The organism is Nocardioides salarius (assembly GCF_016907435.1).
Lineage (GTDB): Bacteria > Actinomycetota > Actinomycetes > Propionibacteriales > Nocardioidaceae > Nocardioides > Nocardioides salarius.
Window position 1 is genome coordinate 997,436 of record NZ_JAFBBZ010000001.1, and the last position, 20,922, is coordinate 1,018,357.

General features: G+C 72.5%; 24 protein-coding genes and 1 other annotated feature. Of the genes, 12 read left to right on the forward strand and 12 right to left on the reverse strand.

The features are described from left to right. Nucleotide 1: 1 nt before the first annotated feature. Nucleotides 2-586 carry a DUF2017 domain-containing protein gene (locus JOE61_RS04885; protein WP_193667733.1) on the reverse strand — a complete coding sequence of 195 codons (585 nt, stop codon included), beginning with the start codon at nt 584-586 and terminating at the stop codon, nt 2-4. A 3-nt stretch (nt 587-589) separates the two neighbouring features. Next, a complete protein-coding gene (gene clpS, locus JOE61_RS04890) occupies nt 590-886 on the reverse strand; it encodes an ATP-dependent Clp protease adapter ClpS (protein WP_193667732.1) in 297 nt (98 codons plus the stop codon). Between the two features lie 47 nt (nt 887-933). Here clpS and JOE61_RS04895 point away from each other — a divergent pair, with 47 nt between their 5' ends. From JOE61_RS04895 to JOE61_RS04915, 5 genes are all read left to right on the forward strand, one after another. Beyond that, on the forward strand, nt 934-2,241 hold the full coding sequence (locus JOE61_RS04895) for a nicotinate phosphoribosyltransferase (protein WP_204797149.1): 1,308 nt from the start codon (nt 934-936) through the stop codon (nt 2,239-2,241). 9 nt (nt 2,242-2,250) lie between these two features. Beyond that, nucleotides 2,251-2,826 carry an isochorismatase family protein gene (locus JOE61_RS04900; protein WP_193667731.1) on the forward strand — a complete coding sequence of 192 codons (576 nt, stop codon included), beginning with the start codon at nt 2,251-2,253 and terminating at the stop codon, nt 2,824-2,826. Further along, nucleotides 2,819-3,616, forward strand: coding sequence for an enoyl-CoA hydratase (locus tag JOE61_RS04905; protein WP_227491392.1), 798 nt, complete (start codon nt 2,819-2,821; stop codon nt 3,614-3,616). The genes JOE61_RS04900 and JOE61_RS04905 overlap by 8 nt, the downstream gene beginning before the upstream one ends. A gap of 89 nt (nt 3,617-3,705) precedes the next feature. Further along, entirely contained in the window at nt 3,706-4,275 is a 570-nt protein-coding gene (locus JOE61_RS04910; protein ID WP_193667730.1) for an ArsR/SmtB family transcription factor, read from the forward strand. Continuing rightward, on the forward strand, nt 4,272-5,516 hold the full coding sequence (locus JOE61_RS04915; RefSeq protein WP_193667729.1) for an MFS transporter: 1,245 nt from the start codon (nt 4,272-4,274) through the stop codon (nt 5,514-5,516). The genes JOE61_RS04910 and JOE61_RS04915 overlap by 4 nt, the downstream gene beginning before the upstream one ends. Before the next feature lie 22 nt (nt 5,517-5,538). On the opposite strand, the gene JOE61_RS04920 is transcribed toward JOE61_RS04915, so the two are convergent. From JOE61_RS04920 to JOE61_RS04930, 3 genes are all read right to left on the reverse strand, one after another. Then, complete coding sequence (locus JOE61_RS04920; protein WP_193667728.1) at nt 5,539-6,069, reverse strand: DUF1697 domain-containing protein; 531 nt, start codon at nt 6,067-6,069, stop codon at nt 5,539-5,541. A 41-nt stretch (nt 6,070-6,110) separates the two neighbouring features. After that, nucleotides 6,111-6,782 (reverse strand): hypothetical protein, encoded by a 672-nt coding sequence (locus JOE61_RS04925; protein ID WP_193667727.1) that lies wholly within the window; start codon nt 6,780-6,782, stop codon nt 6,111-6,113. A 78-nt stretch (nt 6,783-6,860) separates the two neighbouring features. Next, entirely contained in the window at nt 6,861-7,589 is a 729-nt protein-coding gene (locus JOE61_RS04930) for a hypothetical protein (RefSeq protein ID WP_204797150.1), read from the reverse strand. Nucleotides 7,590-7,738: 149 nt separating this feature from the next. Here JOE61_RS04930 and JOE61_RS04935 point away from each other — a divergent pair, with 149 nt between their 5' ends. Both JOE61_RS04935 and JOE61_RS04940 read left to right on the forward strand, forming a co-directional pair. After that, nucleotides 7,739-8,167 carry a MarR family winged helix-turn-helix transcriptional regulator gene (locus JOE61_RS04935; protein ID WP_307822812.1) on the forward strand — a complete coding sequence of 143 codons (429 nt, stop codon included), beginning with the start codon at nt 7,739-7,741 and terminating at the stop codon, nt 8,165-8,167. Then, complete coding sequence (locus JOE61_RS04940) at nt 8,164-9,426, forward strand: MFS transporter (protein WP_307822813.1); 1,263 nt, start codon at nt 8,164-8,166, stop codon at nt 9,424-9,426. Before JOE61_RS04935 ends, JOE61_RS04940 begins: the two co-directional genes overlap by 4 nt. A gap of 9 nt (nt 9,427-9,435) precedes the next feature. Here the strand turns inward: JOE61_RS04940 and hppD are convergent, their stop codons facing one another. Next, nucleotides 9,436-10,662: a 4-hydroxyphenylpyruvate dioxygenase gene (hppD, locus tag JOE61_RS04945; protein WP_193667725.1), complete on the reverse strand. Its 1,227-nt coding sequence runs from the start codon at nt 10,660-10,662 to the stop codon at nt 9,436-9,438. 81 nt (nt 10,663-10,743) lie between these two features. Here hppD and JOE61_RS04950 point away from each other — a divergent pair, with 81 nt between their 5' ends. Continuing rightward, on the forward strand, nt 10,744-11,250 hold the full coding sequence (locus JOE61_RS04950) for an Lrp/AsnC family transcriptional regulator (RefSeq protein ID WP_193667724.1): 507 nt from the start codon (nt 10,744-10,746) through the stop codon (nt 11,248-11,250). Between the two features lie 14 nt (nt 11,251-11,264). Here the strand turns inward: JOE61_RS04950 and JOE61_RS04955 are convergent, their stop codons facing one another. Together JOE61_RS04955 and JOE61_RS04960 are read right to left on the reverse strand one after the other, a co-directional pair. Next, the gene (locus JOE61_RS04955) at nt 11,265-11,915 is read right to left on the reverse strand and encodes an IclR family transcriptional regulator (protein ID WP_193667723.1); all 651 of its coding nucleotides are present in this window, start codon (nt 11,913-11,915) and stop codon (nt 11,265-11,267) included. Between the two features lie 46 nt (nt 11,916-11,961). After that, a complete protein-coding gene (locus JOE61_RS04960) occupies nt 11,962-12,438 on the reverse strand; it encodes a PaaI family thioesterase (RefSeq protein WP_193667722.1) in 477 nt (158 codons plus the stop codon). A 64-nt stretch (nt 12,439-12,502) separates the two neighbouring features. On the opposite strand from JOE61_RS04960, the gene JOE61_RS04965 reads away from it, so the two are divergent. After that, nucleotides 12,503-13,027 carry a winged helix-turn-helix transcriptional regulator gene (locus JOE61_RS04965; protein ID WP_307822814.1) on the forward strand — a complete coding sequence of 175 codons (525 nt, stop codon included), beginning with the start codon at nt 12,503-12,505 and terminating at the stop codon, nt 13,025-13,027. A gap of 39 nt (nt 13,028-13,066) precedes the next feature. On the opposite strand, the gene JOE61_RS04970 is transcribed toward JOE61_RS04965, so the two are convergent. The 3 genes from JOE61_RS04970 to JOE61_RS04980 form a co-directional block, all read right to left on the reverse strand. Next, nucleotides 13,067-14,752: a DEAD/DEAH box helicase gene (locus tag JOE61_RS04970; protein ID WP_239553419.1), complete on the reverse strand. Its 1,686-nt coding sequence runs from the start codon at nt 14,750-14,752 to the stop codon at nt 13,067-13,069. A 134-nt stretch (nt 14,753-14,886) separates the two neighbouring features. After that, the gene (locus tag JOE61_RS04975; RefSeq protein ID WP_193667721.1) at nt 14,887-15,174 is read right to left on the reverse strand and encodes a DUF3039 domain-containing protein; all 288 of its coding nucleotides are present in this window, start codon (nt 15,172-15,174) and stop codon (nt 14,887-14,889) included. A gap of 28 nt (nt 15,175-15,202) precedes the next feature. After that, nucleotides 15,203-15,778 (reverse strand): YqgE/AlgH family protein, encoded by a 576-nt coding sequence (locus JOE61_RS04980; RefSeq protein ID WP_193667720.1) that lies wholly within the window; start codon nt 15,776-15,778, stop codon nt 15,203-15,205. 169 nt (nt 15,779-15,947) lie between these two features. Between JOE61_RS04980 and JOE61_RS04985 the strand changes: the two genes are divergently transcribed. Both JOE61_RS04985 and JOE61_RS04990 read left to right on the forward strand, forming a co-directional pair. After that, entirely contained in the window at nt 15,948-17,228 is a 1,281-nt protein-coding gene (locus JOE61_RS04985; RefSeq protein WP_193667719.1) for an HNH endonuclease signature motif containing protein, read from the forward strand. A 522-nt stretch (nt 17,229-17,750) separates the two neighbouring features. After that, nucleotides 17,751-19,015 (forward strand): IS3 family transposase gene (locus tag JOE61_RS04990; RefSeq protein WP_204797151.1). Its coding sequence is split into 2 segments (ribosomal slippage): nt 17,751-18,030 and nt 18,030-19,015, totalling 1,266 coding nucleotides; the frame shifts between segments, so codons are not numbered across the junction. Continuing rightward, nucleotides 18,029-18,172, forward strand: a sequence feature (AL1L pseudoknot). (Overlaps the previous gene by 144 nt.) A 511-nt stretch (nt 19,016-19,526) precedes the next feature. Here the strand turns inward: JOE61_RS04990 and JOE61_RS04995 are convergent. Then, nucleotides 19,527-20,006 (reverse strand): hypothetical protein, encoded by a 480-nt coding sequence (locus tag JOE61_RS04995; protein ID WP_307822816.1) that lies wholly within the window; start codon nt 20,004-20,006, stop codon nt 19,527-19,529. A gap of 212 nt (nt 20,007-20,218) precedes the next feature. Between JOE61_RS04995 and JOE61_RS05000 the strand changes: the two genes are divergently transcribed. Further along, nucleotides 20,219-20,917 (forward strand): TetR/AcrR family transcriptional regulator, encoded by a 699-nt coding sequence (locus JOE61_RS05000; protein WP_193669154.1) that lies wholly within the window; start codon nt 20,219-20,221, stop codon nt 20,915-20,917. Nucleotides 20,918-20,922 lie beyond the last annotated feature (5 nt).

A 20,922-nucleotide genomic window follows, 5' to 3' on the forward strand; every position in this document is an offset into this window, starting at 1 on the left:
CTCAGTGGCTCAGGGCGTCGACCAGGGTCTCCTGCAGGTAGCCGACCCACTCGTAGATGTCGTGGGCCTGCGAGCGCGGGTCGTCCTCGGGCAGCGAGAGCCAGTAGTCCTCGTCGTCCTCCTGGACGTCGAGGCGGGTCGCCAGCGCGAGACGCAGGTCGGCGAAGGAGCGCAGCCAGGCGGTGGCGGTGACCTGCTCGAGCTCGACGTCGATCATCAGGCCGTCCTCGTCGAGCTCGGGCGGCAGCCCAGCCTCCTCGAGGGTGTCGATGATCGAGCAGGCCGCGGCGGCCTTGCTGTCGCGCAGCGCGCCCTCGGTGAAGCGGCGGAACTCGCCGGCCGCCTCCTCGTCGTCGGGGTAGGCGGTCGGGAAGAGCCGTGCCAGCACCGGGTCGTCGGGCGCCGTCGTGGGCCCCGAGAAGTCCATCATCGCCTCGAGCGGGTCGCGGTCGTCGTCGGGGGCGGCCGCCTCGTTGCGCAGCAGCTCGACCAGCTGCGAGGCCAGCGAGCGCAGCAGGTCGGCCTCGAAGCCGGTGAAGGTGGCGATCACGCGCTTGCTGCGACGGTGACGGGCGAAGGCGCTCACGGCTCAGTCGTCCTTCTGCATGGTGGCCCACAGGCCGTACTCGTGCATCGCCTGCACGTCGCGCTCCATCTCCTCGCGGCTGCCCGCCGAGACCACCGAGCGGCCCTCCTCGTGCACCTGCATCATCAGCTTCTCCGCCTTCTTCTTGGAGTAGCCGAAGTAGGAGCGGAAGACGTAGGCGACGTAGCTCATCAGGTTGACCGGGTCGTTCCACACGATGGTCACCCACGGGGTCGCGGGGCTGAGGAGCTCGTCGGGGGTCGTGGTCGGCTCGACCTCGACCGGGCTGGGCGCGGACACGCCACCATGCTTGCACAGCGACGACGGGTGATCCCTAGGGTGGGCACGTGACCGGGTCGACCGCGCTGCTCACCGACCACTACGAGCTGACGATGCTGCAGGCCGCCCTGGCCGCCGGCACCGCCGAGAGGCGGTGCGTCTTCGAGCTGTTCTCGCGCTCCCTGCCCGACGGACGGCGCTACGGCGTGCTCGCCGGGGTCGGCAGGGCGCTCGAGGCGCTGGAGCGCTTCCGCTTCGAGGAGGAGTCGCTGGCCGCGCTCGAGGGCGTCGTCGACGACCGCACGCTGTCGTGGCTGGCCTCCTACCGCTTCTCCGGCGACGTGCGCGGCTACGGCGAGGGCGAGACCTACTTCCCGGGCTCCCCGCTGCTGCAGGTCGAGTCGAGCTTCGCCGAGGCCGTGCTGCTCGAGACCCTGCTGCTCTCGATCTACAACCACGACTCCGCCATCGCCGCCGCGGCCTCGCGGATGACCCGCGCCGCCGGCGAGCGCCCGTGCATCGAGATGGGCTCGCGACGCACCCACGAGGAGGCGGCGGTGGCCGCGGCCAGGGCGGCGTACGTCGCGGGCTTCGATGCGACCTCGAACCTCGCCGCGCGGCACCGCTGGGGAGTGCCCTCGACGGGCACCTCGGCGCACAGCTTCACGCTGCTGCACGACAGCGAGGACGACGCCTTCCGCGCCCAGGTCGACTCGCTGGGCGTCGGCACGACCCTGCTGGTCGACACCTACGACGTCGCCGAGGCGGTGCGCCTGGGCGTCGAGGTCGCCGGGCCCGGGCTCGGCGCGGTGCGCCTGGACTCCGGCGACCTCGCGGTGCTCGCCCACCAGGTGCGCGCCCAGCTCGACTCACTCGGTGCGCACGAGACCCGGATCGTGGTGACCAGCGACCTCGACGAGTACGCGATCGCGGCGCTGGGCGCCGCGCCGGTCGACGGGTACGGCGTGGGCACCCAGCTGGTCACCGGCAGCGGGCACCCCACCTGCGGGATGGTCTACAAGCTCGTGGCCCGCGAGGACCGGCACGGCGACCTGGAGCCGGTGGCCAAGCGCAGCAGCAAGAAGGCCTCCTTCGGTGGCCGCAAGTGGGCCCGGCGCCGCCTCGGCCCCGACGGGCGGGCCGAGGCCGAGGTGGTCGGCACCGGGGACGCACCGGCCACCGGCGCCGGGAGCCGTGACCTGCTGGTCGACCTGGTGCGCGGTGGCGAGGTGGTGGGCCGCGAGCCGCTCGCCCGGGCCCGGGAGCGCCACCACGCCTCGCGCGAGGAGCTGCCGCTGGCCGCGCAGTCGCTGGGCCGCGGCCAGCCGGTGCTGCCCACCGAGCGGGTGGATGCCGCCGCGGCGGCGCGTGGCTAGGGTCGCGCCATGACCCGAGCACTCATCGTCGTGGACGTGCAGAACGACTTCTGCGAGGGCGGCTCGCTGCCCGTGACCGGTGGCGGCCAGGTGGCGCGCGACGTCGACGCCCTCCTCCGGCAGTGGGCGGCGGGCGGGCCCGAGGCGCCCGGCTGGGACCACGTGGTGGCCACCAAGGACCACCACGTCGACCCCGGCGACCACTGGTCGAGCGAGCCCGACTTCGCCACCTCGTGGCCGGTGCACTGCGAGGTCGGCACCGCCGGCGAGCAGTTCCACCCCGACCTCGACCCGGCGCCCTTCGAGGCCGTCTTCCTCAAGGGCCGCCACGAGGCGGCGTACTCGGGCTTCGAGGGCCACGACGACGACGGCGCCACGCTGGCCGACTGGCTGCGCCGGCGCGGGGTGACCGAGGTCGACGTCTGCGGGCTGGCCACCGACCACTGCGTGCGCGCGACCGCCCTCGACGCCGTCGCGGCCGGGTTCGGCACCCGACTGCTGAGCCGGCTGTGCGCCGGCGTCGCCCCCGAGACCACCACCGCCGCCCTCAGCGAGCTCGAGGCCCACGGGGTGCAGGTTGCCTGAGCAGGGGGCCACGCCGCCGGTGCCGGGCCTGGTGGTCGACCTGGCCGACGGGGTGCTGACCGCGCGCTTCGACCGCCCCGAGGTCTTCAACGCCGTGTCCGGGGAGATGATGCTCGGCCTGGCCGACCTGCTCGAGTCGGTGCCGGCGCGCGACGACGTGCGTGTGGTGGTGCTCACCGGCACCGGGCCCGCCTTCTGCACCGGCGCCGACATCAGCGGCGAGGCCGCCCACGAGCGCTTCGACGTGCGGGCCATGGACGTGACCAACCGGGTCGTGCGCGCGGTCGTGGCCTGCGACCGACCGGTGCTGGCGGCCGTCAACGGCATCGCCGCCGGGGTCGGGTGCTCGCTCGCGCTGGCCGCCGACCTGAGTGTCGCGGCGGCCTCGTCGTCGTACCTGCTGGCTTTCACGCGCATCGGCTTCATGCCCGACGGTGGCGCCTCGGCCACCGTCGCGGCGTCGATCGGCCGGGCCCGCGCGATGCGGATGGCGCTGCTCGCCGAGCCGCTGTCGGCCCAGGATGCCTACGACGCCGGGCTGGTCTCCCACCTGGCCGCCGACGACGAGTTCGCCGACCTGGTCGCCACCCTGGCCCGCCGCCTGGCCTCCGGGCCGCCGCTGGCCCTGGCCGCCACCAAGAAGGCCCTCAACGCCGCCACCCTCCTCCCCCTCGAGGACTCCCTCGAGCGCGAGCGCAGCGGCCAGAGCGTGCTGATGCGCACCGCCGACGTCGCCGAGGGCATGGCCGCCTTCTCCGAGCGCCGCCGCCCTGCCTTCCGCGGCGAGTAGGCACGAGCAGTCCGCGACTCCCCAATAAGTGCTTGACAGTCAGGAACGGCGAGGCGTCTACTACTGTCCAAGACTTCTTGGAGGGTGAGATGGCGGACGAGATCGCGGCGATGCGGGCCATCGCCCACCCGGTGCGGCTGCGGATCCTCTCGCTGCTGACCGGTACGGCGATGAGCGCGGCCGAGGTGGCGCGCGAGCTGGGCCTGACCCACGCCAACGCCAGCTACCACCTGCGGCTGCTGGCCGACGCCGACGAGCTGGTGGTCGACGGCGAGGAGAAGATCCGCGGGGGCGTGGCCAAGCGCTACCGCTACCCCCACGAGCGCGACCTGGTGCCGGGCGAGCCGGGGGCGCAGCGCAGGCCGGGCGCCCCCTCGCCGTACCTGCGCGCCCTGGGCAAGGAGCTCGAGCGCCGCAGCCGGTCGCGCGCGGCCTCCACCCCGAGCCTGAGCAGCGACCTGGAGGGCTGGGTCGACGAGGAGACCTGGGACGAGGTGCTCGAGCTGCTGGTGCGCGCCTCGCGCCTGGTGCACGAGCGCAACCGACCACCCCGCACCGAGGGCACCGTGCACATCAGCGCGACCGCGCTGGCCTTCCGGATGGACGACGGGACCGACGACGGGACCAACGACGGGGCAGACGACGAGGCCGGGCGATGAGCACCACCGGAGCGCTCGCGCCGCTGCGCGAGCGCAACTTCCGCCTCTACTTCTCCTCGCGCATCGTCAACCTGATGGGCGCCCTGATGGCGCCGGTCGCGCTGGCGTTCGCGGTGCTGCAGATCAGCGACTCCCCCACCGCGCTCGGGGTGGTGCTGGCCGCGCACAGCATCCCGATGGTCGTCTTCCTGCTCGTCGGGGGCGTGCTCGCCGACCGGTTCGGACGCACCCTGGTCATCCAGACCTCCAACGTCGTGGCCGGCCTCAGCCAGCTCGCCATCGCCACCCTCGTGATCACCGGCGAGGCCCAGATCTGGCACGTCGTGCTGCTGACCGCGGTCAACGGCGTCGCGGCCGCAGCGGCGCTGCCCGCGCTGGCCGGGGTGCTGCCCCAGCTGGTGCCGCGCGCCCAGCTGCAGCCGGCCAACGTGCTGGTCTCGATGGCCGGCGGCGGCCTGGCGGTCGTGGGCCCGACGGTGTCGAGCCTGCTGGTGGTCGGGGTCGGGCCCGGCTGGGCACTGGGGGTCGACGGGGTGACCTACCTGGGTGCTGCGGCACTGCTCTCGCGCATCCGCCTGCCCCGCCCGGTGCGCGCGGCCGGCTCGTCGGCCCTCGTCGACCTGCGCGAGGGGTGGACCTACTTCCGCACCACGCCGTGGCTGTGGGTGGTCGTGCTGGCCTTCAGCATGATCTGCGCGGTCCACCAGGGCGGCTTCTTCACCCTCGGTCCGGCCCTGGCCAAGGGCTCCGCGCTCGGCGAGCGCGGCTGGGGGCTCATCCTGTCGGCCGAGGCCCTCGGGCTGCTGGTGGCCGGGCTGGTGCTGCTGCGGGTGCGACTGGAGCGCCCCCTCTTCTGGGGCATGCTCGGCACGGCGGTGTACGGCGCCCCGCTCATCGCGCTCGGTCTCACCGACGACCTGGGCATCGCGCTGCTGGCCGCGCTCGGCGCCGGGGCCGGCATCGGCGTCTTCGAGCTGGCGTGGAACCTGGCGATGCAGGAGAACGTGCCGCCCGACATGTTGTCGCGGGCCTTCTCCTACGACGCGCTCGGGTCGTTCGCGGCGATCCCCCTGGGTCAGCTGCTGGCCGGACCGCTCGCGGTCGTCTTCGGGCTGCAGCGGGTGATGCTGGTGGCCGGCCTGCTGCTCACGGCGGTCGCCCTGCTGACCCTGCTCTCGCGCAGCGTCCGTGACCTGCCGCGTGAGCCGCAGGCGCAGGGCGCACCCGTGGCCCCCGCCTGAGGCGGACCCCCGGTCGCCCGCGTCAGCACCAGCGCTCCACCAGCGTTCGCAGCACCGTGGGGTTGCGGGTGGTGGCGACCGTGCCGAGCACCTTCTCGACGAGGTTATTGCTGAGCCGCGTGCCGTGCACGCCGTCGGCGCCGACGAGCAGGTGCACGGCGCGGCCGCCGAGGACCACGCGCTCCCCCTCGCCCGCCCGGGCCTGCAGGGCGGCGAGCGCCTCGGGTGCGGGCCGTTCGCGCAGCAGCGCGACGTAGTGGTGGCCGTCGTGCTCGATCGCCGTGGCGGCGGCGTCGACCTCGCGCAGCTCGTCGGGGGTGAGCACGAGCGTGGGGACCTCGAAGCCGCGGTCGGCCAGGAACGCCGCCGCCAGGGCGGCCTCGATGCGCGCCGCGGAGCGCATCGAGGTCTCCAGCCGTACGTTGCCGGTGTTGAGGTGGGTCAGCACGCCGGTGAAGCCGGCGCCCTCGACCGCGGCCACGACGTCGTCGCGCGGGAACTTCCGCCTGGCCCCGAGGTTGATGGCGCGCAGGAACGCGATGCGGGTGCTCATGCCCGCGATCCTGCCCGATGACCGCCCCGGGTCGGCAGCACTCAGCCGGACGTGGTGTTGACGGTGATCTTGGCGATGCCGACGAGCAGCTGGTCGGTGACGGCCTTGGTGCCGTAGGTGTCGTTGAGCAGCCCGGCGGCCACGTCGGAGATGAAGACCTTGGTGCCCTCGAGCACCGCGAACCTGCCGTCCTTGATGGTGGCGAGGTCCTTCAGCGTGCGTCCGTCGAGCCGGAAGAGGTAGGCGCTGGTGACCGCGGTCTGGCCGTTGACGGCCACGTCGCCGTACACCCGGGACACGCCGGGGTCGACGTTGAAGTTGCTCAGCCGCACGGTCGTGCCACCGGCGGCCAGGGTGAGCCCCGAGCCCTCGTGCTGCAGCTGGCCGATGACGTACGGCGAGACCTCGCCCGGCGTGAAGACCGAGACGTTGCCGCCGCTGATCGGGAAGACCAGCGAGCCCTTGGCCAGCTTGGCACCACCGGTCACGCCGGGGGTCAGGCCCAGCGAGCCGAGCGCGGCGGTGAAGCCCTTGTCGAGCTTGATGGCGGTGCTCTTGCCCTTGACGGCGGTGATCTCGGCGACGGGCTGCGGCGGTGCGTCGCTGGAGGCGTCGGCGTCGTCGCCGCAGGCCGACAGCGGCAGGGCGAGGGCGAGCACGGCAGCGCCGGCGGCGAGGCGGCGCAGAGGACGGGAGGGCGGGCGCAGGGCCATGACGGGATCCGTTCGGAGGGAGCAAGGGGGGACGGTGACAGTTCGTCACCGTCCCCCCTCCCGGATGGGTCGAGCCGCTCAGGCGGGCAGGTCGACCGTGATCTCCGCGATGCCGACGAGCAGCCCGGCCTTGACCGCGTCGGTGCCGAACGTGTCGTTCAGCAGCCCGGCGGCGGGCTCCGAGATCTTGACCTCGGTGCCCTCGAGGATCGCCTGGTCGCCCTGGACCTCGAGGGGGTTCAGCGTGCGCCCGTCGAGCTGGAAGAGGAACGCGCTCTCGACGGCGGTCTTGCCGTTGACCGACACGTCGCCGTAGACGCGGGAGACGCCCGGGTCGACGTTGAGGTTCTCGAGCTGCACCGTGGTCCCGCCGGCGCTCAGCGAGAGCCCGGAGGAGACGTGCTGCAGCTGGCCGATGACGTACGGCGACACGGTGCCCGGCTCGAAGACGGTCACGTTGCCGCCGGTGATCGGGAAGCTGAGCTCGGCGCCCTCGAGGGTCGCCTCCCCGATCGTGCCCGGCTGCAGCTCGAGCTGGGTCAGCGCGTCGAGGAAGCCCTGGTCGAGGGTGATCTGGGTGTCCTCACCGGTGAGGGACTCGATGGCCGCGACCGGCTCGGGAGCGCCGGCCTCGGAGGACTCGGAGGACTCGGAGCTGGTGGCGGCGGCAGCGGCGTCACCGGCGTCGTCCTCGGTGCCGCAGGCGCTGATCGGCAGGGCGACCAGCGCGGTCGCCGCGAGGCCCCCCACGACGCGACGGACGCGACGGGTGCCGGTGGTGCGGTGGGTGCTGGTGGTCGAGCGCATGGGTGCTCTCCCTGTCTGTGTCGAGACTATTGCTTCTTACACAAGGGGTTCGCGGCACCGGGTGGGACCGGATGGGTGCCGCGCGTGGTGATGCGGGTCACCATGCCTCGACGTCGAAGTCCATAGCCTTGCTATGTATTGTGGTTGTCGTGATCAACCACCCCGACGACCTCCGCGACCTCAGCAGCGACCTGGTGGTCCACGCGGCGCGCCTGGTGCGGCTGGTGCGCCTGCGCCACGACCTGACCGCCGGGTTCCGCACCCTGGCCCTGCTCGAGGAGCACGGCCCGCTGGGCGTGACCCGGCTGGCCGAGCTCGACCAGTGCTCCCAGCCGACCATGTCGAACGTCGTGACGGCGCTCGTCGAGCGCGGACAGGCCCTCAAGAGCGCGCACCCCGCCGACGCGCGCGCCAGCGTCGTCGAGCTCACCGACCCCGGCCGCCGCGCCCTCGCCGAGCAGCGGGCCCACCACGCCGCCTTCGTGGCCGACCTCGTCGCGGCCACCGACCACACGGCGCAGGACGTCGCCACCGCCGTCGCCGTCCTGCGCGACCTCACCGAGAAGGGACACCTGTGACCTCTGCCCCCGCCCCCACCTCCGCCGAGCAGCCGCCCGCGAGCGGCTCCATCCTGCGCCAGCCGCGAGCCGTCTGGGCGGTGGCCTTCGCCTGTGTGATCGCCTTCATGGGCATCGGCCTGGTCGACCCGATCCTCAAGGACATCGCCACCCAGCTGCAGGCCACGCCGAGCCAGGTCTCGCTGATGTTCACCAGCTACATGGCCGTGATGGGCGTGGCCATGCTCGTCACCGGCGCGGTCTCCAGCCGGATCGGCGCCAAGCGCACCCTGCTGGCGGGGCTCGCGCTGATCATCGTCTTCGCGGGGCTGGCCGGCGCCTCCGACACCGTCGGGCAGATCGTCGGGTTCCGCGCCGGCTGGGGCCTGGGCAACGCCCTCTTCGTCGCCACGGCGCTCTCGACCATCGTCTCGGCCGCGGCCGGGTCCACCGCCCAGGCCGTCATCCTCTTCGAGGCCGCGCTGGGCATCGGCATCGCCTCCGGGCCGCTGCTGGGCGGGCTGCTCGGCGAGCAGTCGTGGCGGGCCCCGTTCCTGGGCGTCTCGGCGCTGATGCTGGTGGCCCTGGTGGCCACCAGCATCTTCCTGCCGGCCACGCCGCCCACCGGGCGCCGCACCTCGCCGCTGGACCCGTTCCGGGCGCTGCGCCACCGACCTCTGCTGCTGATCGGGGTCACCTCGATCTTCTACAACATCGGCTTCTTCACCATCCTGGCCGCCGGCCCCTTCGCCCTGCCCGACGCCGGCATCCGCGAGATCGGCTGGGTGTTCTTCGCCTGGGGGCTGCTGCTCGCGGCCACGTCGGTCTTCGTCGCTCCCCTGCTGCAGCGTGCGGTCGGGACCGTGCCGGCGATCATCGCGATGCTGGCGCTCTTCGCCGCCGACCACGCCGTGCTGGCCCTCTTCACCTCCCACCCTGCGGTGGTCGTGGCGGCCATCGTCGCCTCGGGCGCGTTCATCGGCATCAACAACACCCTGATCACCGAGGCGGTGATGGGCGCGGCACCTGTCGAGCGCCCGGTGGCCTCCGCGGCGTACTCGTTCCTGCGCTTCACCGGCGGCGCCGTGGGCCCGTTCCTGGCGCTCAAGCTCGGCGAGGACGTCAGCCGGCACGCCCCCTTCGTCTTCGGCGCGGGCGCGGTCCTGGTGGGCGCCGTGCTGCTCGGCGTCGGGCGGCGCAGCCTCATGGGGCGTACGCCGCACGCCCCGGCGGGCTCGACCGCCGAGGCAGCGGCGGTGCTGGTGGGCGACCAGGCCTGAGCGGGGCGCTCAGAGGTTGCCGCGCAGCTCCTGCTCGCGCTCGATCGCCTGGAAGAGCGCCTTGAAGTTGCCCTTGCCGAAGCCGAGCGAGCCGTGCCGCTCGATGAGCTCGTAGAAGACCGTCGGCCGGTCGCCGATCGGCTTGGTGAAGATCTGCAGGAGGTAGCCGTCCTCGTCGCGGTCGACCAGGATGCCGCGCTTCTTCAGCTCCTCGATCGGCACCCGCACCTCGCCGATCCGCTCACGCAGGGCCGGGTCGTCGTAGTAGGAGTCGGGCGTGTCGAGAAAGGCGATCCCGTTGGCGCGCAGGATGTCGACCGAGCGCAGGATGTCGCCGGTGGCCAGCGCGATGTGCTGGCAGCCGGCGCCGTCGTAGAACTCCAGGTACTCGTCGATCTGCGACTTCTTCTTCGCGATCGCCGGCTCGTTGAGGGGGAACTTCACGCGGTGGTTGCCGCTGGCCACGACCTTCGACATCAGCGCGGAGTAGTCGGTGGCGATGTCGTCGCCGATGAACTCGGCCATGTTCGTGAAGCCCATGACCTTGTTGTAGAAGGTGACCCACTCGTCCATCCGGCCGAGCTCGACGTTGCCGACGCAGTGGTCGACGGCCTGGAAGAGCCGGCGCGGGTGGCCCTCGCGGCGCGTCACCGCGGTCGTGCGCGCCTCGAAACCGGGCAGGTAGGGGCCGGTGTAGCGCGAGCGGTCGACCAGGCTGTGGCGGGTCTCGCCGTACGTCGCGATGGCCGCCATCCGCACGGTGCCGTGCTCGTCGGAGATGTCGTAGGGCTCGTCGAGGATGGTCGCGCCGACCGAGCGGGCGTGCTCGATGCAGCGGTCGACGTCGGGCACCTCGAGGGCCAGGTCGACGACGCCGTCGCCGTGCTTGCGGTGGTGCTCGAGCAGCGGGCTGTCGGGAGTGACGCCGCCGGCGAAGACGAAGCGGGCGCTGCCCGAGCGCAGCACGTAGACCTTGGCCTCGCGCAGCCCGTTCTCGGGGCCGCGGTAGGCCTCGAGGTCCATCCCGAGGGCCAGCTGGTAGAAGGTCGCGGTCTGGGTGGCGTTGCCCACCACGAAGCACACGGCGTCCATCGCGGTGACCGGGAACGGGTCGCTGCTGGCGTCGTACTCGACCAGGCCGACCAGCTGGCGCAGCTGGTCGAGGGTCAGGTCGGCCTTGAGCTCGTCCTCGGTGAGGGCGCCGCCGGTGGTGGGGGTCTCGTGCGTGGTGGTCATGGGCTCAGCGTGGCCAGGCAGGACAGAGTGTGCAACAGTACGCCGACACGCTGGTCAGGTTGCACAGTCAGGAGTCGCCACGTGGACGGTCTGGACGTCAGGTTGATCGACCTCTTCAGCGCGGAGCCGCGCATCGGCGTGCTCGAGGCGTCGCGTCGGCTCGGCGTCGCCCGGGGCACCGTGCAGGCGCGGCTCGACAGGCTGGTCGAGCGCGGGGTGGTGACCGGGTGGGGCCCGGACCTCTCCCCCGCCGCGCTGGGCTACCCCGTCACCGCCTTCCTGACCCTCGAGATCCGCCAGGACGTCGGCACCCCGGTCGCCGGCGAGGCACCGGGCGCCAGCGGCCACGACCTGGTCGGCGAGCACCTCGCCCGGATCGCCGAGGTGCTGGAGGTGCACACCATCACCGGGGCCGGCGACCTGTTCGCGCGAGTGGTGGCCTGCTCCAACGCCGACCTGCAGCGCGTCATCGACCGGGTGCTGGCGCACCCCGCGATCACCCGGTCCTCCACGGTCATCGCGCTGGCCACCCAGGTCGGCTACCGCACCCTGCCGCTGGCCCGGGTGGCGGCCGCGGCGGGAGGCTGACCGGGGCGGCGGCCTCAGCCCTCGCGCCCCGAGAGGAGGGCCGCGACCTCGTCGGCGGCGGCGATGACCGCCTGGCTGACCGCCCGTTCGTCGAGGCTGCCGAGAGTGACGATGCCGACGCTGGCCTCGAGCCCGTCGACGTCGCGCACGGGCGCGGCCAGGCCGCGCGCGCCGGTCTGCAGCTCCCCCTCCGTCACCGAGTACGCCGCTCCCGCGCGCCCCCGGCGCGCCAGCAGCACGGCCCGGCCCGCGGCGCCCTGGGCCAGCGGGTGGCGGGTGCCGACGCGGTAGCCGACGTGGAAGTCGGTCCACGACGGCTCCACCACGGCGACGGCGAGCGCCTCAGCCCCCTCGGCGACGGTCAGGTGGGCGGTGCAGCCCACGGTCTCGGCCAGGCGGCGCAGCACCGGCCCGGCCAGGTCGCGCAGCACCGGCTGCACGGCCGAGGCCAGGTGCAGCACGCCGAGCCCGACGTGCAGGCGGCCGCGGGCGTCGCGGCGTACGAGCGTGTGCTGCTCGAGGGTGGCCACGAGCCGGTAGACCACGGTGCGGTTGACCCCCAGCTTGGCGGCCAGCTCGGTGACGGTGAGCCCACCGGCCGAGCCGGCGAGCGTCTCGAGGACCAGCAGCCCGCGGTCGAGGGTCTGGGAGGTCTCGGCCGGCACGGGTGGAGTCTAGGGCGCCCTCCGCGCCATCCGCGCGCCCCTCGGCTCAGGTGGCGGCGAAGATCATGCAGGTCGAGGTGGCGTGCGCGACCAGGCGCCCGGCCCCGTCGAGCAGGTCGGCGCTCGCCAGGGCGGTGCGCCGCCCGCGCTGCAGCACCCGGCCGGTGGCGGTCAGGCGCCCGGAGTCGACGGTGACCGCCCGCAGGAACTTCACGTTCAGGTCGAGCGAGGTGTACCCCTCGCCGACGGCCAGGGTGGTGTGCACCGAGCAGGCGGCGGCGGTGTCGAGCAGGGTGGAGATCACGCCGCCGTGCACGGTGCCCAGCGGGTTGTAGTGCCGCTGCTCGGGCTCGAGGTCGACGCTGACCGAGCCCTCCGCGACGCGGAAGCCGATCATGCCCAAGGTCTGCGAGATCGGCGCCGGCGGGATCCGCCCCTCGCTCATCGCCACCAGCTGCTGGTGACCGTCCATCGCCGCCAGGGCGTCGAGGTCGAGGGGCTCCACGGGCTGGGTCTGTGTCATGGACCCAGGGTGGTCCTCGGCGCTAGGTCTGTCAAACAGACCCAGATCGTCCTAGGGTGGACGGGTGAGCCAGGGCACCGACGAGACCACCGACCGCCAGGTCCCGCCCCCCGCCTCCCCCGCCGCACTGGCCTACTCCACCGAGAACTGCACCCTGGGCCGGACCATGGCGGTGCTCGGCGAGCGCTGGTGCGTCGTGGTGCTGCGCGAGGTCGTCAACGGGGTGCGACGCTTCGACGACATCCGCCGGCACAGCGGCATCCCCCGCCAGGTGCTCAGCGACCGGCTCTCGACACTGGTCGACCAGGACCTGCTGCGCCGCGAGCCCTACCGGGTACCCGGCGGCCGCGAGCGTCACGAGTACCGCCTCACCACCAAGGGTCGCGACCTCTACCCGGCACTCGTGGCCCTGTCAGCCTGGGGCGACCGCTACCTGGCCGACCCCGAAGGACCGCCGGTCGAGTTCGCCCACCGCGACTGCGGCGCCCGCGTGCGCGCCGTCCTCGAGTGCGAGCAGGGCCACCGGCTCGACACCCCCCACGAGGTCGTGCCGCGTCCCGGACCGGGTGTGCGGCCCTTCGCCGGCTGACCCGGCCCGCAGACGGCGTACGCCGCTCCCGACGGGTCCTCAGCCCGACTTGCGGGCCGCCCACTCGCGCACCCGGTCGATGCGCGCGCGCAGCTGCTCGGCGTTGGCGATCGCCGCGGCCGGTCCGCCGCACTCCTTGCGCAGCGCGGCGTGGGTGATGCCGTGGGCCTGGCCGGTGCGGTGGAACCACGCGGCCACCAGTCCGTTGAGCTCGCGGCGCAGCACGGCCAGCTGCTCGTGGGTGGAGACCTGCTCCACGCTGGGGGCCGGCGTCGCGGCCGCGGGGGCGGGCTTCTGCTTGCGGGCGCGGTCGGACTGGCGCTGGCGCAGCAGGTCGCGCATCTGGCCGGGCTCGAGGAGGCCGGGGATGCCGAGGAAGTCCATCTCCTCCTCGGAGCCGACCTGCACCTCCCCCTCGTGGCCGAAGGTGGCGCCGTCGTAGAGCACGTGGTCGAATCGCGCCTCGGAGCCGATCGCCTCGAAGGAGAGCGACTGCTCCTCCGAGGAGGCCGACTCGCTGGCGTTGGCCTGGGCCAGCAGGTCGTCCTCGGCGGCGAAGATGTCGTCCTCGTCGGTGACCTTGCGGCCCAGCACGTGGTCGCGCTCGACCTCCATCTCGGAGGCGAAGGAGAGCAGCCGCGGCACCGAGGGCAGGAAGATCGAGGCGATCTCGCCGCGGGTCCGGGCCCGCACGAAGCGCCCGACCGCCTGGGCGAAGAAGAGCGGGGTCGAGGTGGTCGTGGCCCACACGCCGACGGCCAGGCGGGGCACGTCGACGCCCTCGGAGACCATCCGCACCGCGACCATCCAGCGCGAGTCGTCGGCGGCGAAGGCGCTGATCTTCTTCGAGGCGGCCTTCTCGTCGGAGAGCACCACCGTGGCGGCCTCGCCGGTGATCTTGCGCAGCGTCTTGGCGTAGGAGCGGGCGCTGTCCTGGTCGGTGGCGATCACCAGGCCACCGGCGTCGGGGACGTGGCGGCGCACCTCGGAGAGCCGCTTGTCGGCCGCGGCGAGCACCGAGGGGATCCACGAGCCCTCGGGGTCGAGCGCGGTGCGCAGCGCCTGGTTGGTCAGGTCCTTGGTCAGCGGCTCGCCCAGGCGCGCGGCGACCTCGTCGCCGGCGCGGGTGCGCCAGCTCATCTCCCCCGAGTAGGCCAGGAACAGCACCGGGCGCACCACGTGGTCGGCCAGGGCGTGGGAGTAGCCGTAGGTGAAGTCGGCCGCGGAGCGCGGGATGCCGTCGGGACCGGGGGCGTAGCTGACGAACGGGATGGGGTTGACGTCGGAGCGGAACGGCGTGCCGGTCAGGGCCAGGCGCCGCGCGGCGGGCTCGAAGGCCTCGCGCACGCCCTCGCCCCACGAGAGCGCGTCACCGGCGTGGTGCACCTCGTCGAGGATGACCAGCGTCTTGAACCGCTCGGTGCGGATCCGCATCGCCAGCGGGTTGACCGCCACACCGGCGTACGTCACCGCGATGCCGACGTAGTCCTGCGAGGTGCGGCCCTTGCCGGCGGCGTACGTCGGGTCGATGGGGATGCCGGCGCGCTCCGCGGCCTGCGCCCACTGGGTCTTGAGGTGCTCGGTCGGCGCCACGACCGTGACCCGGTCGATGAGCCGGCGCCCGAGCAGCTCGGCGGCCACCGAGAGCGCGAAGGTGGTCTTGCCGGCACCGGGCGTGGCCACGGCGAGGAAGTCGCGGGGCTGCTCGGAGAAGTACTTCTCCATCGCCGCCTGCTGCCAGGCACGCAGCAGGGGGGCCGTGCCCCACGCGGCGCGCTCGGGCCAGGCGGGGGGCAGCGCGGGCGTCAGCGAGGGGCCGGACCCGTCGTCGAGGGGAAGGTCCGGCTGGTGGGAACCCGTCACGCGTCGGAACCGCCAGAGCCGCCGGAGCCGCCGTCGTTGAAGGAGTCCCAGACTTCCTTGCAGTCGGGGCAGACCGGGAACTTCTCCGGGGAGCGGCTGGGCACCCAGACCTTGCCGCACAGGGCGATGACGGGCGTGCCCATCACCATCGCCTCGGTCAGCTTGTCCTTGTCGACGTAGTGCGAGAAGCGCTCGTGGTCACCATCGTCGGTCGGGACCGTGCGACGGTCCTCGCGGACGTCCTCCTCGACGGCGGTGCCGGTCCCGAATCCGAAGCTGCTCACGAGAGACCACCCTACGCGAGAAGGTCGTTCAGTTCAGGTCGGGATCGGCCGGGCGGGTGGAGTGCCAGGCCAGCTCGCCGGGCTGGCGGCGCATCACCTCGCGGCGCAGCTCGGTGGTCTCCTCGCGGAACACGTCGTCGTCGTGCGCGGGCACGACGTACCAGCTGCCCTCGGCGATCTCGTTGGCGAGCTGGCCGGCGCCCCAGCCGGCGTACCCCGCGAAGATCCGCAGCGCGTCGAGGTGCCCGGCGAGCTGCTCGACGGGTGTGTCGAGGTCGACCAGGCCCAGGGTCGGAGTCAGCGGCCGGTAGCCGGGCGCGGCGACCGGCTCGGCGCCCGGCGCGGCACCGGCCAGGTGGGCCACCGCCAGCGCACCCTCGGTGCTGACCGGTCCGCCCTGGAAGAGCACGTCGGGCTCGGCGACCACCGGGCTCCAGTCGGCCAGCACCTCCGCGACCGGCACCGGGGTCGGCCGGTTGAGCACGACCCCGAGCGCACCCTCGTCGTCGGCGTCGAGCAGCAGGATCACGGTGTCGGCGAAGTTGGGGTCCAGCAGCGCCGGGCTGGCCACCAGCAGCATCCCGGCGCGCACCTCGCTCGACATGGCCCCATCATGGCCGAGCAGTCACTTCTGCACCATCGACCAGTCAGTTTCGCACCACCGACCAGTCGCTTGCGAACCGAGTAGATCGTCTCGAAAAAAGTTTCGATCTGCCTGTGGAAAACGGCTTCTGACCTGGTGCTTTGTCGGTGGGCCCTGAGATACTTTACTCATGGCCACCACCGCGACGCACCCCATCAACGGGGCGCTCGCGCGCATGCACTCGCTGCTCGACGAGCTCGCCGAGACTCCGCTGTGGTCGATGAGCCAGGCCGAGACCGCGGAGGCGCTGGTCGACTTCTCGCAGCTCGAGGCGAGGGTGGTCGAGCTGAAGTCGCGGACCCTCGCCCACGCCGAGACGGTGGCGGTGGCGGAGACGAATGCGTCGCCGTCGGTGGCGGTGTGGCACTCCAACGCGACGCGGTCGACGAAGCGGGAGTCGTTCCGCCAGGTCCGCCTGGCTGAGGGGCTCGTCCGCTACGACGTGGTGCGGGAGGCACTGGGGCGTGGCGAGGTGGTCGCGGAGCAGGCGTCGGTGATCTGCACGGCGCTCGATGAGCTGCCCGACGACCTGGACGCCGGTGTGTTGGAGCAGGCGGCGAAGGCGCTGGTGGCGTTCGCGGAGGTCCACGACGCCAAGGCGCTGCGGGTGCTGGGTCGACGCATCCTCGAAGTCGTGGCACCCGAGGTCGCGGAGGCATGGGAGGCCGAACAGCTCGACCGCGAGGAGCGCGAGGCGGAGAAGTCGGCGGTGTTCCGGATGCGCGAGGACGGGCACGGCCGGATCAAGGGCTCGTTCACGGTGCCGCTGCTGGCCGGTCAGATGCTGGAGCGGGCGCTGCTGGCGTTCGCCGCACCGAAGCACCAGATCGCGAACCGCACCGCCGACGGTGCGGACGAACAGGGTGAGCACGAGGAGCAGGCGCCGGTGCCGGTACGCCGCCCCACCGCGCAGCGGCTCGGTGCCGCGTTCGTCGAGCTCATCGAAAGGCTCGACCCCAAGGAACTACCCAAGGCAGGTGGCGTGAACGCCACCGTCGTGGTGACCATGACCCTCGACTCCCTCAAGGACGGCCTGGCGGCCGCCACCCTCGACACCGGTGACCGGATCAGCGCCGCCACCGCGAGGCGGCTGGCCTGTGAGGCGGGCGTCGTCCCTGTCGTGCTGGGCGGCAAGAGTCAGCCGCTCGACGTGGGACGTGCGAAGCGGTACTTCACCCCGGCCCAGCGGGTCGCGATGGGTATCCGTGACGGCGGCTGCACCGCCCGTGGCTGTGACGCCCCTCCGGCGATGTGTCACGCCCACCACGACGACCCGTGGTCGTGCCACGGCCACACCGACCTCGACCGCGGACGACTCCTATGCCCCTACCACCACCGCCGCATTCATGACCCGGAGTACGAGAGCGACGTCGGGGCTGACAACCAGGTCACTTTCCACCGACGAACCTAGGAGCACTCCGCTCCCGGCCCCGCTGCTCGATCACCGGCGCTGCCGCGCGCCCGTTGGTTGAGGAGGTTGCGCAGCAACCATCTCGAAACCCGGTGAGCCCATGGCGTACGGCGAGTGGTTGCGGCGAGCGGGCACCTCACCGGGTCTCGGCGTCGCTCGTCACTGGCGCTCCTCCCTGCTCGACCAACGGCGGTGGTCACAGCCGTTGGTTGAGGAGGTTGCGCAGCAACCGTCTCGAAACCCGGTGAGTCCATGGCGTACGGCGGGTGGTTGCGGTGGGCGGGCACCTCACGGGGTCTCGGCGTCGCCCGTCGCTGGCGCTCCCTGCTGCTCGACCAACGGCGGCCCGCCGTTGGTTGAGGAGGTTGCGCAGCAACCGTCTCGAAACCCGGTGACCCCATGGCGTACGGCGGATGGTGGCGGTGGGCGGGCCACTTACGGGGTCTCGGCGTCGCTCGTCGCTGGCGCTCTGTCGCGTGCCGGGTCTGATGGAGGCTCTCATTCCACGGAAGGATGAGAGTCATGGCAGCACCGAGGAAGTATCCCGAGGAGCTTCGGGAGCGTGCAATCAGGATGGCGGTCGATCTGCGGCGTGACCCGGCGACCAGGACCGGCGCACTGAAGCGGGTCGGCGATCAGCTGGGGATCAACGCTGAGACGTTGCGCAACTGGGTCTCCCAGGCCGAGGTCGACGAGGGCCACCGTCCCGGCGTCAGCAGCACCGAGGCGCAGCGCATCGCCGAGCTCGAGCGTGAGGTCAAGGAGCTACGGCGGGCCAACGAGATCTTGCGGACGGCCTCGGCTTTTTTCGCCGCGGCGGAGCTCGACCGCAAGCTGAAGTGACCACGGCGGTGCTGGTCGAGTACATCGACCAGCACCGGGCGAGGTTCGGGGTCGAGCCGATCTGCACCGTCCTACGCAAGGCAGGGATGCAGATCGCCCCGAGCACCTACTACGCCGCGAAGTCCCGGCCGCCCTCGGCACGCGCTGTCGCCGACGCGCAGCGCCTGGAGGTGATCCGGCAGGTCCACACCGACAACTACGGCGTCTACGGGGTCCGCAAGATGCACGCCGAGCTCAACCGGCGCGGTCACCGTATCGCCAGGTGCACCGTGCACCGGCTGATGCGCGCCGAGGGGCTGCGCGGGATCAGCAGAGCCAAAGGGCCGCGCACCACGATCCCCGGCACCGGCCCGGATGCCCGCCCGGACCTGCTGGACCGCGACTTCAGGGCACCTGCACCGAATCGTGTCTGGGTCGCGGACATCACCTACTGCCGCACCTTCGCCGGCTGGGTCTACGCCGCGTTCGTCATCGACGTCTACTCCCGCCGAGTGGTGGGCTGGCAGCTGTCGAAGAGCCTGCGCACCGACCTGGCGCTGGACGCTCTCGAGATGGGGCTGTGGACCCGCGAGCACGCCGGCCAGGACACCACCGGCGTCATCGCCCACAGCGACAAGGGCGTTCAATACCTCGCGGTTCGCTACACCCAGCGCCTGGCCGAGGCCGGCGCCGTCGCATCCGTCGGATCAACTGGTGACAGCTACGACAACGCCCTGGCCGAGGCGTTCAACTCGCTGTTCAAGGCCGAGCTGATCCGCAACAAGGGCCCCTGGAAGAACATCGACGACCTCGAGATCGCCGTCGCCGAGTACATCGACTGGTTCAACCACCGACGCCTGCACGGCGAGATCGGACTCGTCCCACCCGTCGAGTTCGAGGAAGAGCACTACCGGCACAACCCCGCGCCGACTACCGTCGACGCGTCACTTCAGAGCCTCCACTGAACCCGGCACGCGACACTCCCTGCTGCTCGACCAACGGCGGCCCGCCGTTGGTTGAGGAGGTTGCGCAGCAACCGTCTCGAAACCCGGCGACCCCACGGCGTACGGCGGGTGGTTGCGGTGGGCGGGCACCTCGCGGGGTCTCGGCGTCGCTCGTCGCTGGCGCTCCTCACTGCTCGACCAACGGCGGCCCGCCGTTGGTTGAGGAGGTTGCGCAGCAACCGTCTCGAAACCCGGCGACACCACGGCGTACGGCGGGTGGTTGCGGTGGGCGGGCACCTCGCGGGGTCTCGGCGTCGCTCGTCGCTGGCGCTCCTCACTGCTCGACCAACGGTGCGCACTCGTCGCCGGCGCTCCTCCCTGCTCGACCTACGGTGCGCGCTCCTCGCTGGTCGACAACAGGCCACAGCCAGGAAGGGGACAGCCCCCGGCGGCGCGTCAGGGAGGGAGGGAGACGCGCCGACGGGGACCGTCGGACGGCCCGGTGGGAGGACCGGGCCGGATCGGGGTCGACTCAGGCGGCGAGCGCCGCTCGGAGCCGGTGCAGCAGGGTAGGACGCTCGGGCTGCAGGCGGACCGGCTGGGGGTGCCAGTCGGCGCGGGCGGCGGCCTCGAGACGGGCACCGACCCGGGCGGCGCCCGCGTCGCTGGCGCTGGCACGTCCGGCCATCACCGCCAGGAAGGCCCGCTCCTTGACCTCCGCGCGGGTCATCGCGGCGGCCATCTCGTCGTCGAGGGGGTGCTCGCGGTGCTGGTCGACGATCGCCCGCACACCGGGCAGCTCGTCGGCCGTGGCGCGCCACGCGGCGATGACGGCCCGTTCGAGGTCCATCGGGTCCTCGACCAGCTCGCGCTCGATGCGGCCGGCGAGGCGGGTGTGCCAGCGCAGCTGCAGCGCACCGAGCAGGTCGAGCTCGGAGCCGAAGGCCTCGGAGACGCCCTCGAGGTCCATCGGCAGGCGGCCGTCGCGTCGGAGATCGGCGCTGGCGATCACACGGCGGAGGGTCTCCCCGCGGTGGCGATACGAGTTCCAGGTCATGGCTTCTCCTGTGTCGGTCAAGGTTCACATACCTTGAGTACGTACCGAGAGTACGGACCCGTACCGTCGGTATGCAACGGCCCGAGGGGTGGCAGCGCCGTGATCCTGACCACCGCACCGGCACGCCGACGTGACGGTCGGCACAGGCGGGTCCCTAGAGTGGTGCCATGCCGAAGTCCTCCGTCCACAAGCTGGTGCCGAAGGTGCCCAGCGTGCCCGGGGTGGGGGGCACCCGCCGCCAGCAGTACTCCGCCTCGACCAAGCGCGCCCTCGTGGACGTCGCCGAGGAGCTCTTCACCGAGCACGGCTACGCGGGCACCTCCCTCGACGCCATCGTCGGGGGCGCCGAGGTCACCAAGGGCGCGCTCTACCACCACTTCTCCGGCAAGCAGGCGCTCTTCGAGGCCGTCTTCGAGCGGGTCGAGGCCGAGGCCTCGCGCGCCATCCAGAAGGCCCTGAAGGAGAACCGCGACCCGTGGACCAAGGCCCGCGCCGGCCTCGAGGCCTTCCTCGTGGTCGTCCAGGACCCGACGTACCGGCGCATCGTGATCCAGGAGGGTCCCTCGGTGCTGGGCTACGAGCGCTTCCGCGAGCAGGAGGAGCGCTCCACCTTCGCCAACGTGCTCGACATCGTGCGCGCGGTGCTGCACGCCGGGCCCTGGGACCTCGACGAGGACATGCAGCAGACCTTCGCCCGGATCTTCTTCGGTGCGATGTCGTCGGCGGGCGAGGCCGTGGCCGGCTCGGACGACGCGATCGCGGCCGCTGCCCGGGTCGAGACCGCGATCGGCTTCATCATCAGCGGCTTCCAGGCCCTGGCCGACGCCGGGGTCGAGCTGCCCGAGCCGCCCGAGCAGTCCCGCTGATCCGG

Excerpts from the sequence above, each read along its gene's own strand:
- JOE61_RS04900 (WP_193667731.1), top strand. The coding sequence starts at position 2,251 with ATGACCCGAGCACTCATCGTCGTGGACGTGCAGAACGACTTCTGCGAG.
- JOE61_RS04910 (WP_193667730.1), top strand. The coding sequence starts at position 3,706 with ATGGCGGACGAGATCGCGGCGATGCGGGCCATCGCCCACCCGGTGCGG.
- JOE61_RS04915 (WP_193667729.1), top strand. The coding sequence starts at position 4,272 with ATGAGCACCACCGGAGCGCTCGCGCCGCTGCGCGAGCGCAACTTCCGC.
- JOE61_RS04920 (WP_193667728.1), bottom strand. The coding sequence starts at position 6,069 with ATGAGCACCCGCATCGCGTTCCTGCGCGCCATCAACCTCGGGGCCAGG.
- JOE61_RS04925 (WP_193667727.1), bottom strand. The coding sequence starts at position 6,782 with ATGGCCCTGCGCCCGCCCTCCCGTCCTCTGCGCCGCCTCGCCGCCGGC.
- JOE61_RS04930 (WP_204797150.1), bottom strand. The coding sequence starts at position 7,589 with ATGCGCTCGACCACCAGCACCCACCGCACCACCGGCACCCGTCGCGTC.
- hppD (WP_193667725.1), bottom strand. The coding sequence starts at position 10,662 with ATGACCACCACGCACGAGACCCCCACCACCGGCGGCGCCCTCACCGAG.
- JOE61_RS04960 (WP_193667722.1), bottom strand. The coding sequence starts at position 12,438 with ATGACACAGACCCAGCCCGTGGAGCCCCTCGACCTCGACGCCCTGGCG.
- JOE61_RS04970 (WP_239553419.1), bottom strand. The coding sequence starts at position 14,752 with ATGGAGAAGTACTTCTCCGAGCAGCCCCGCGACTTCCTCGCCGTGGCC.
- JOE61_RS04980 (WP_193667720.1), bottom strand. The coding sequence starts at position 15,778 with ATGTCGAGCGAGGTGCGCGCCGGGATGCTGCTGGTGGCCAGCCCGGCG.
- JOE61_RS04985 (WP_193667719.1), top strand. The coding sequence starts at position 15,948 with ATGGCCACCACCGCGACGCACCCCATCAACGGGGCGCTCGCGCGCATG.
- JOE61_RS05000 (WP_193669154.1), top strand. The coding sequence starts at position 20,219 with ATGCCGAAGTCCTCCGTCCACAAGCTGGTGCCGAAGGTGCCCAGCGTG.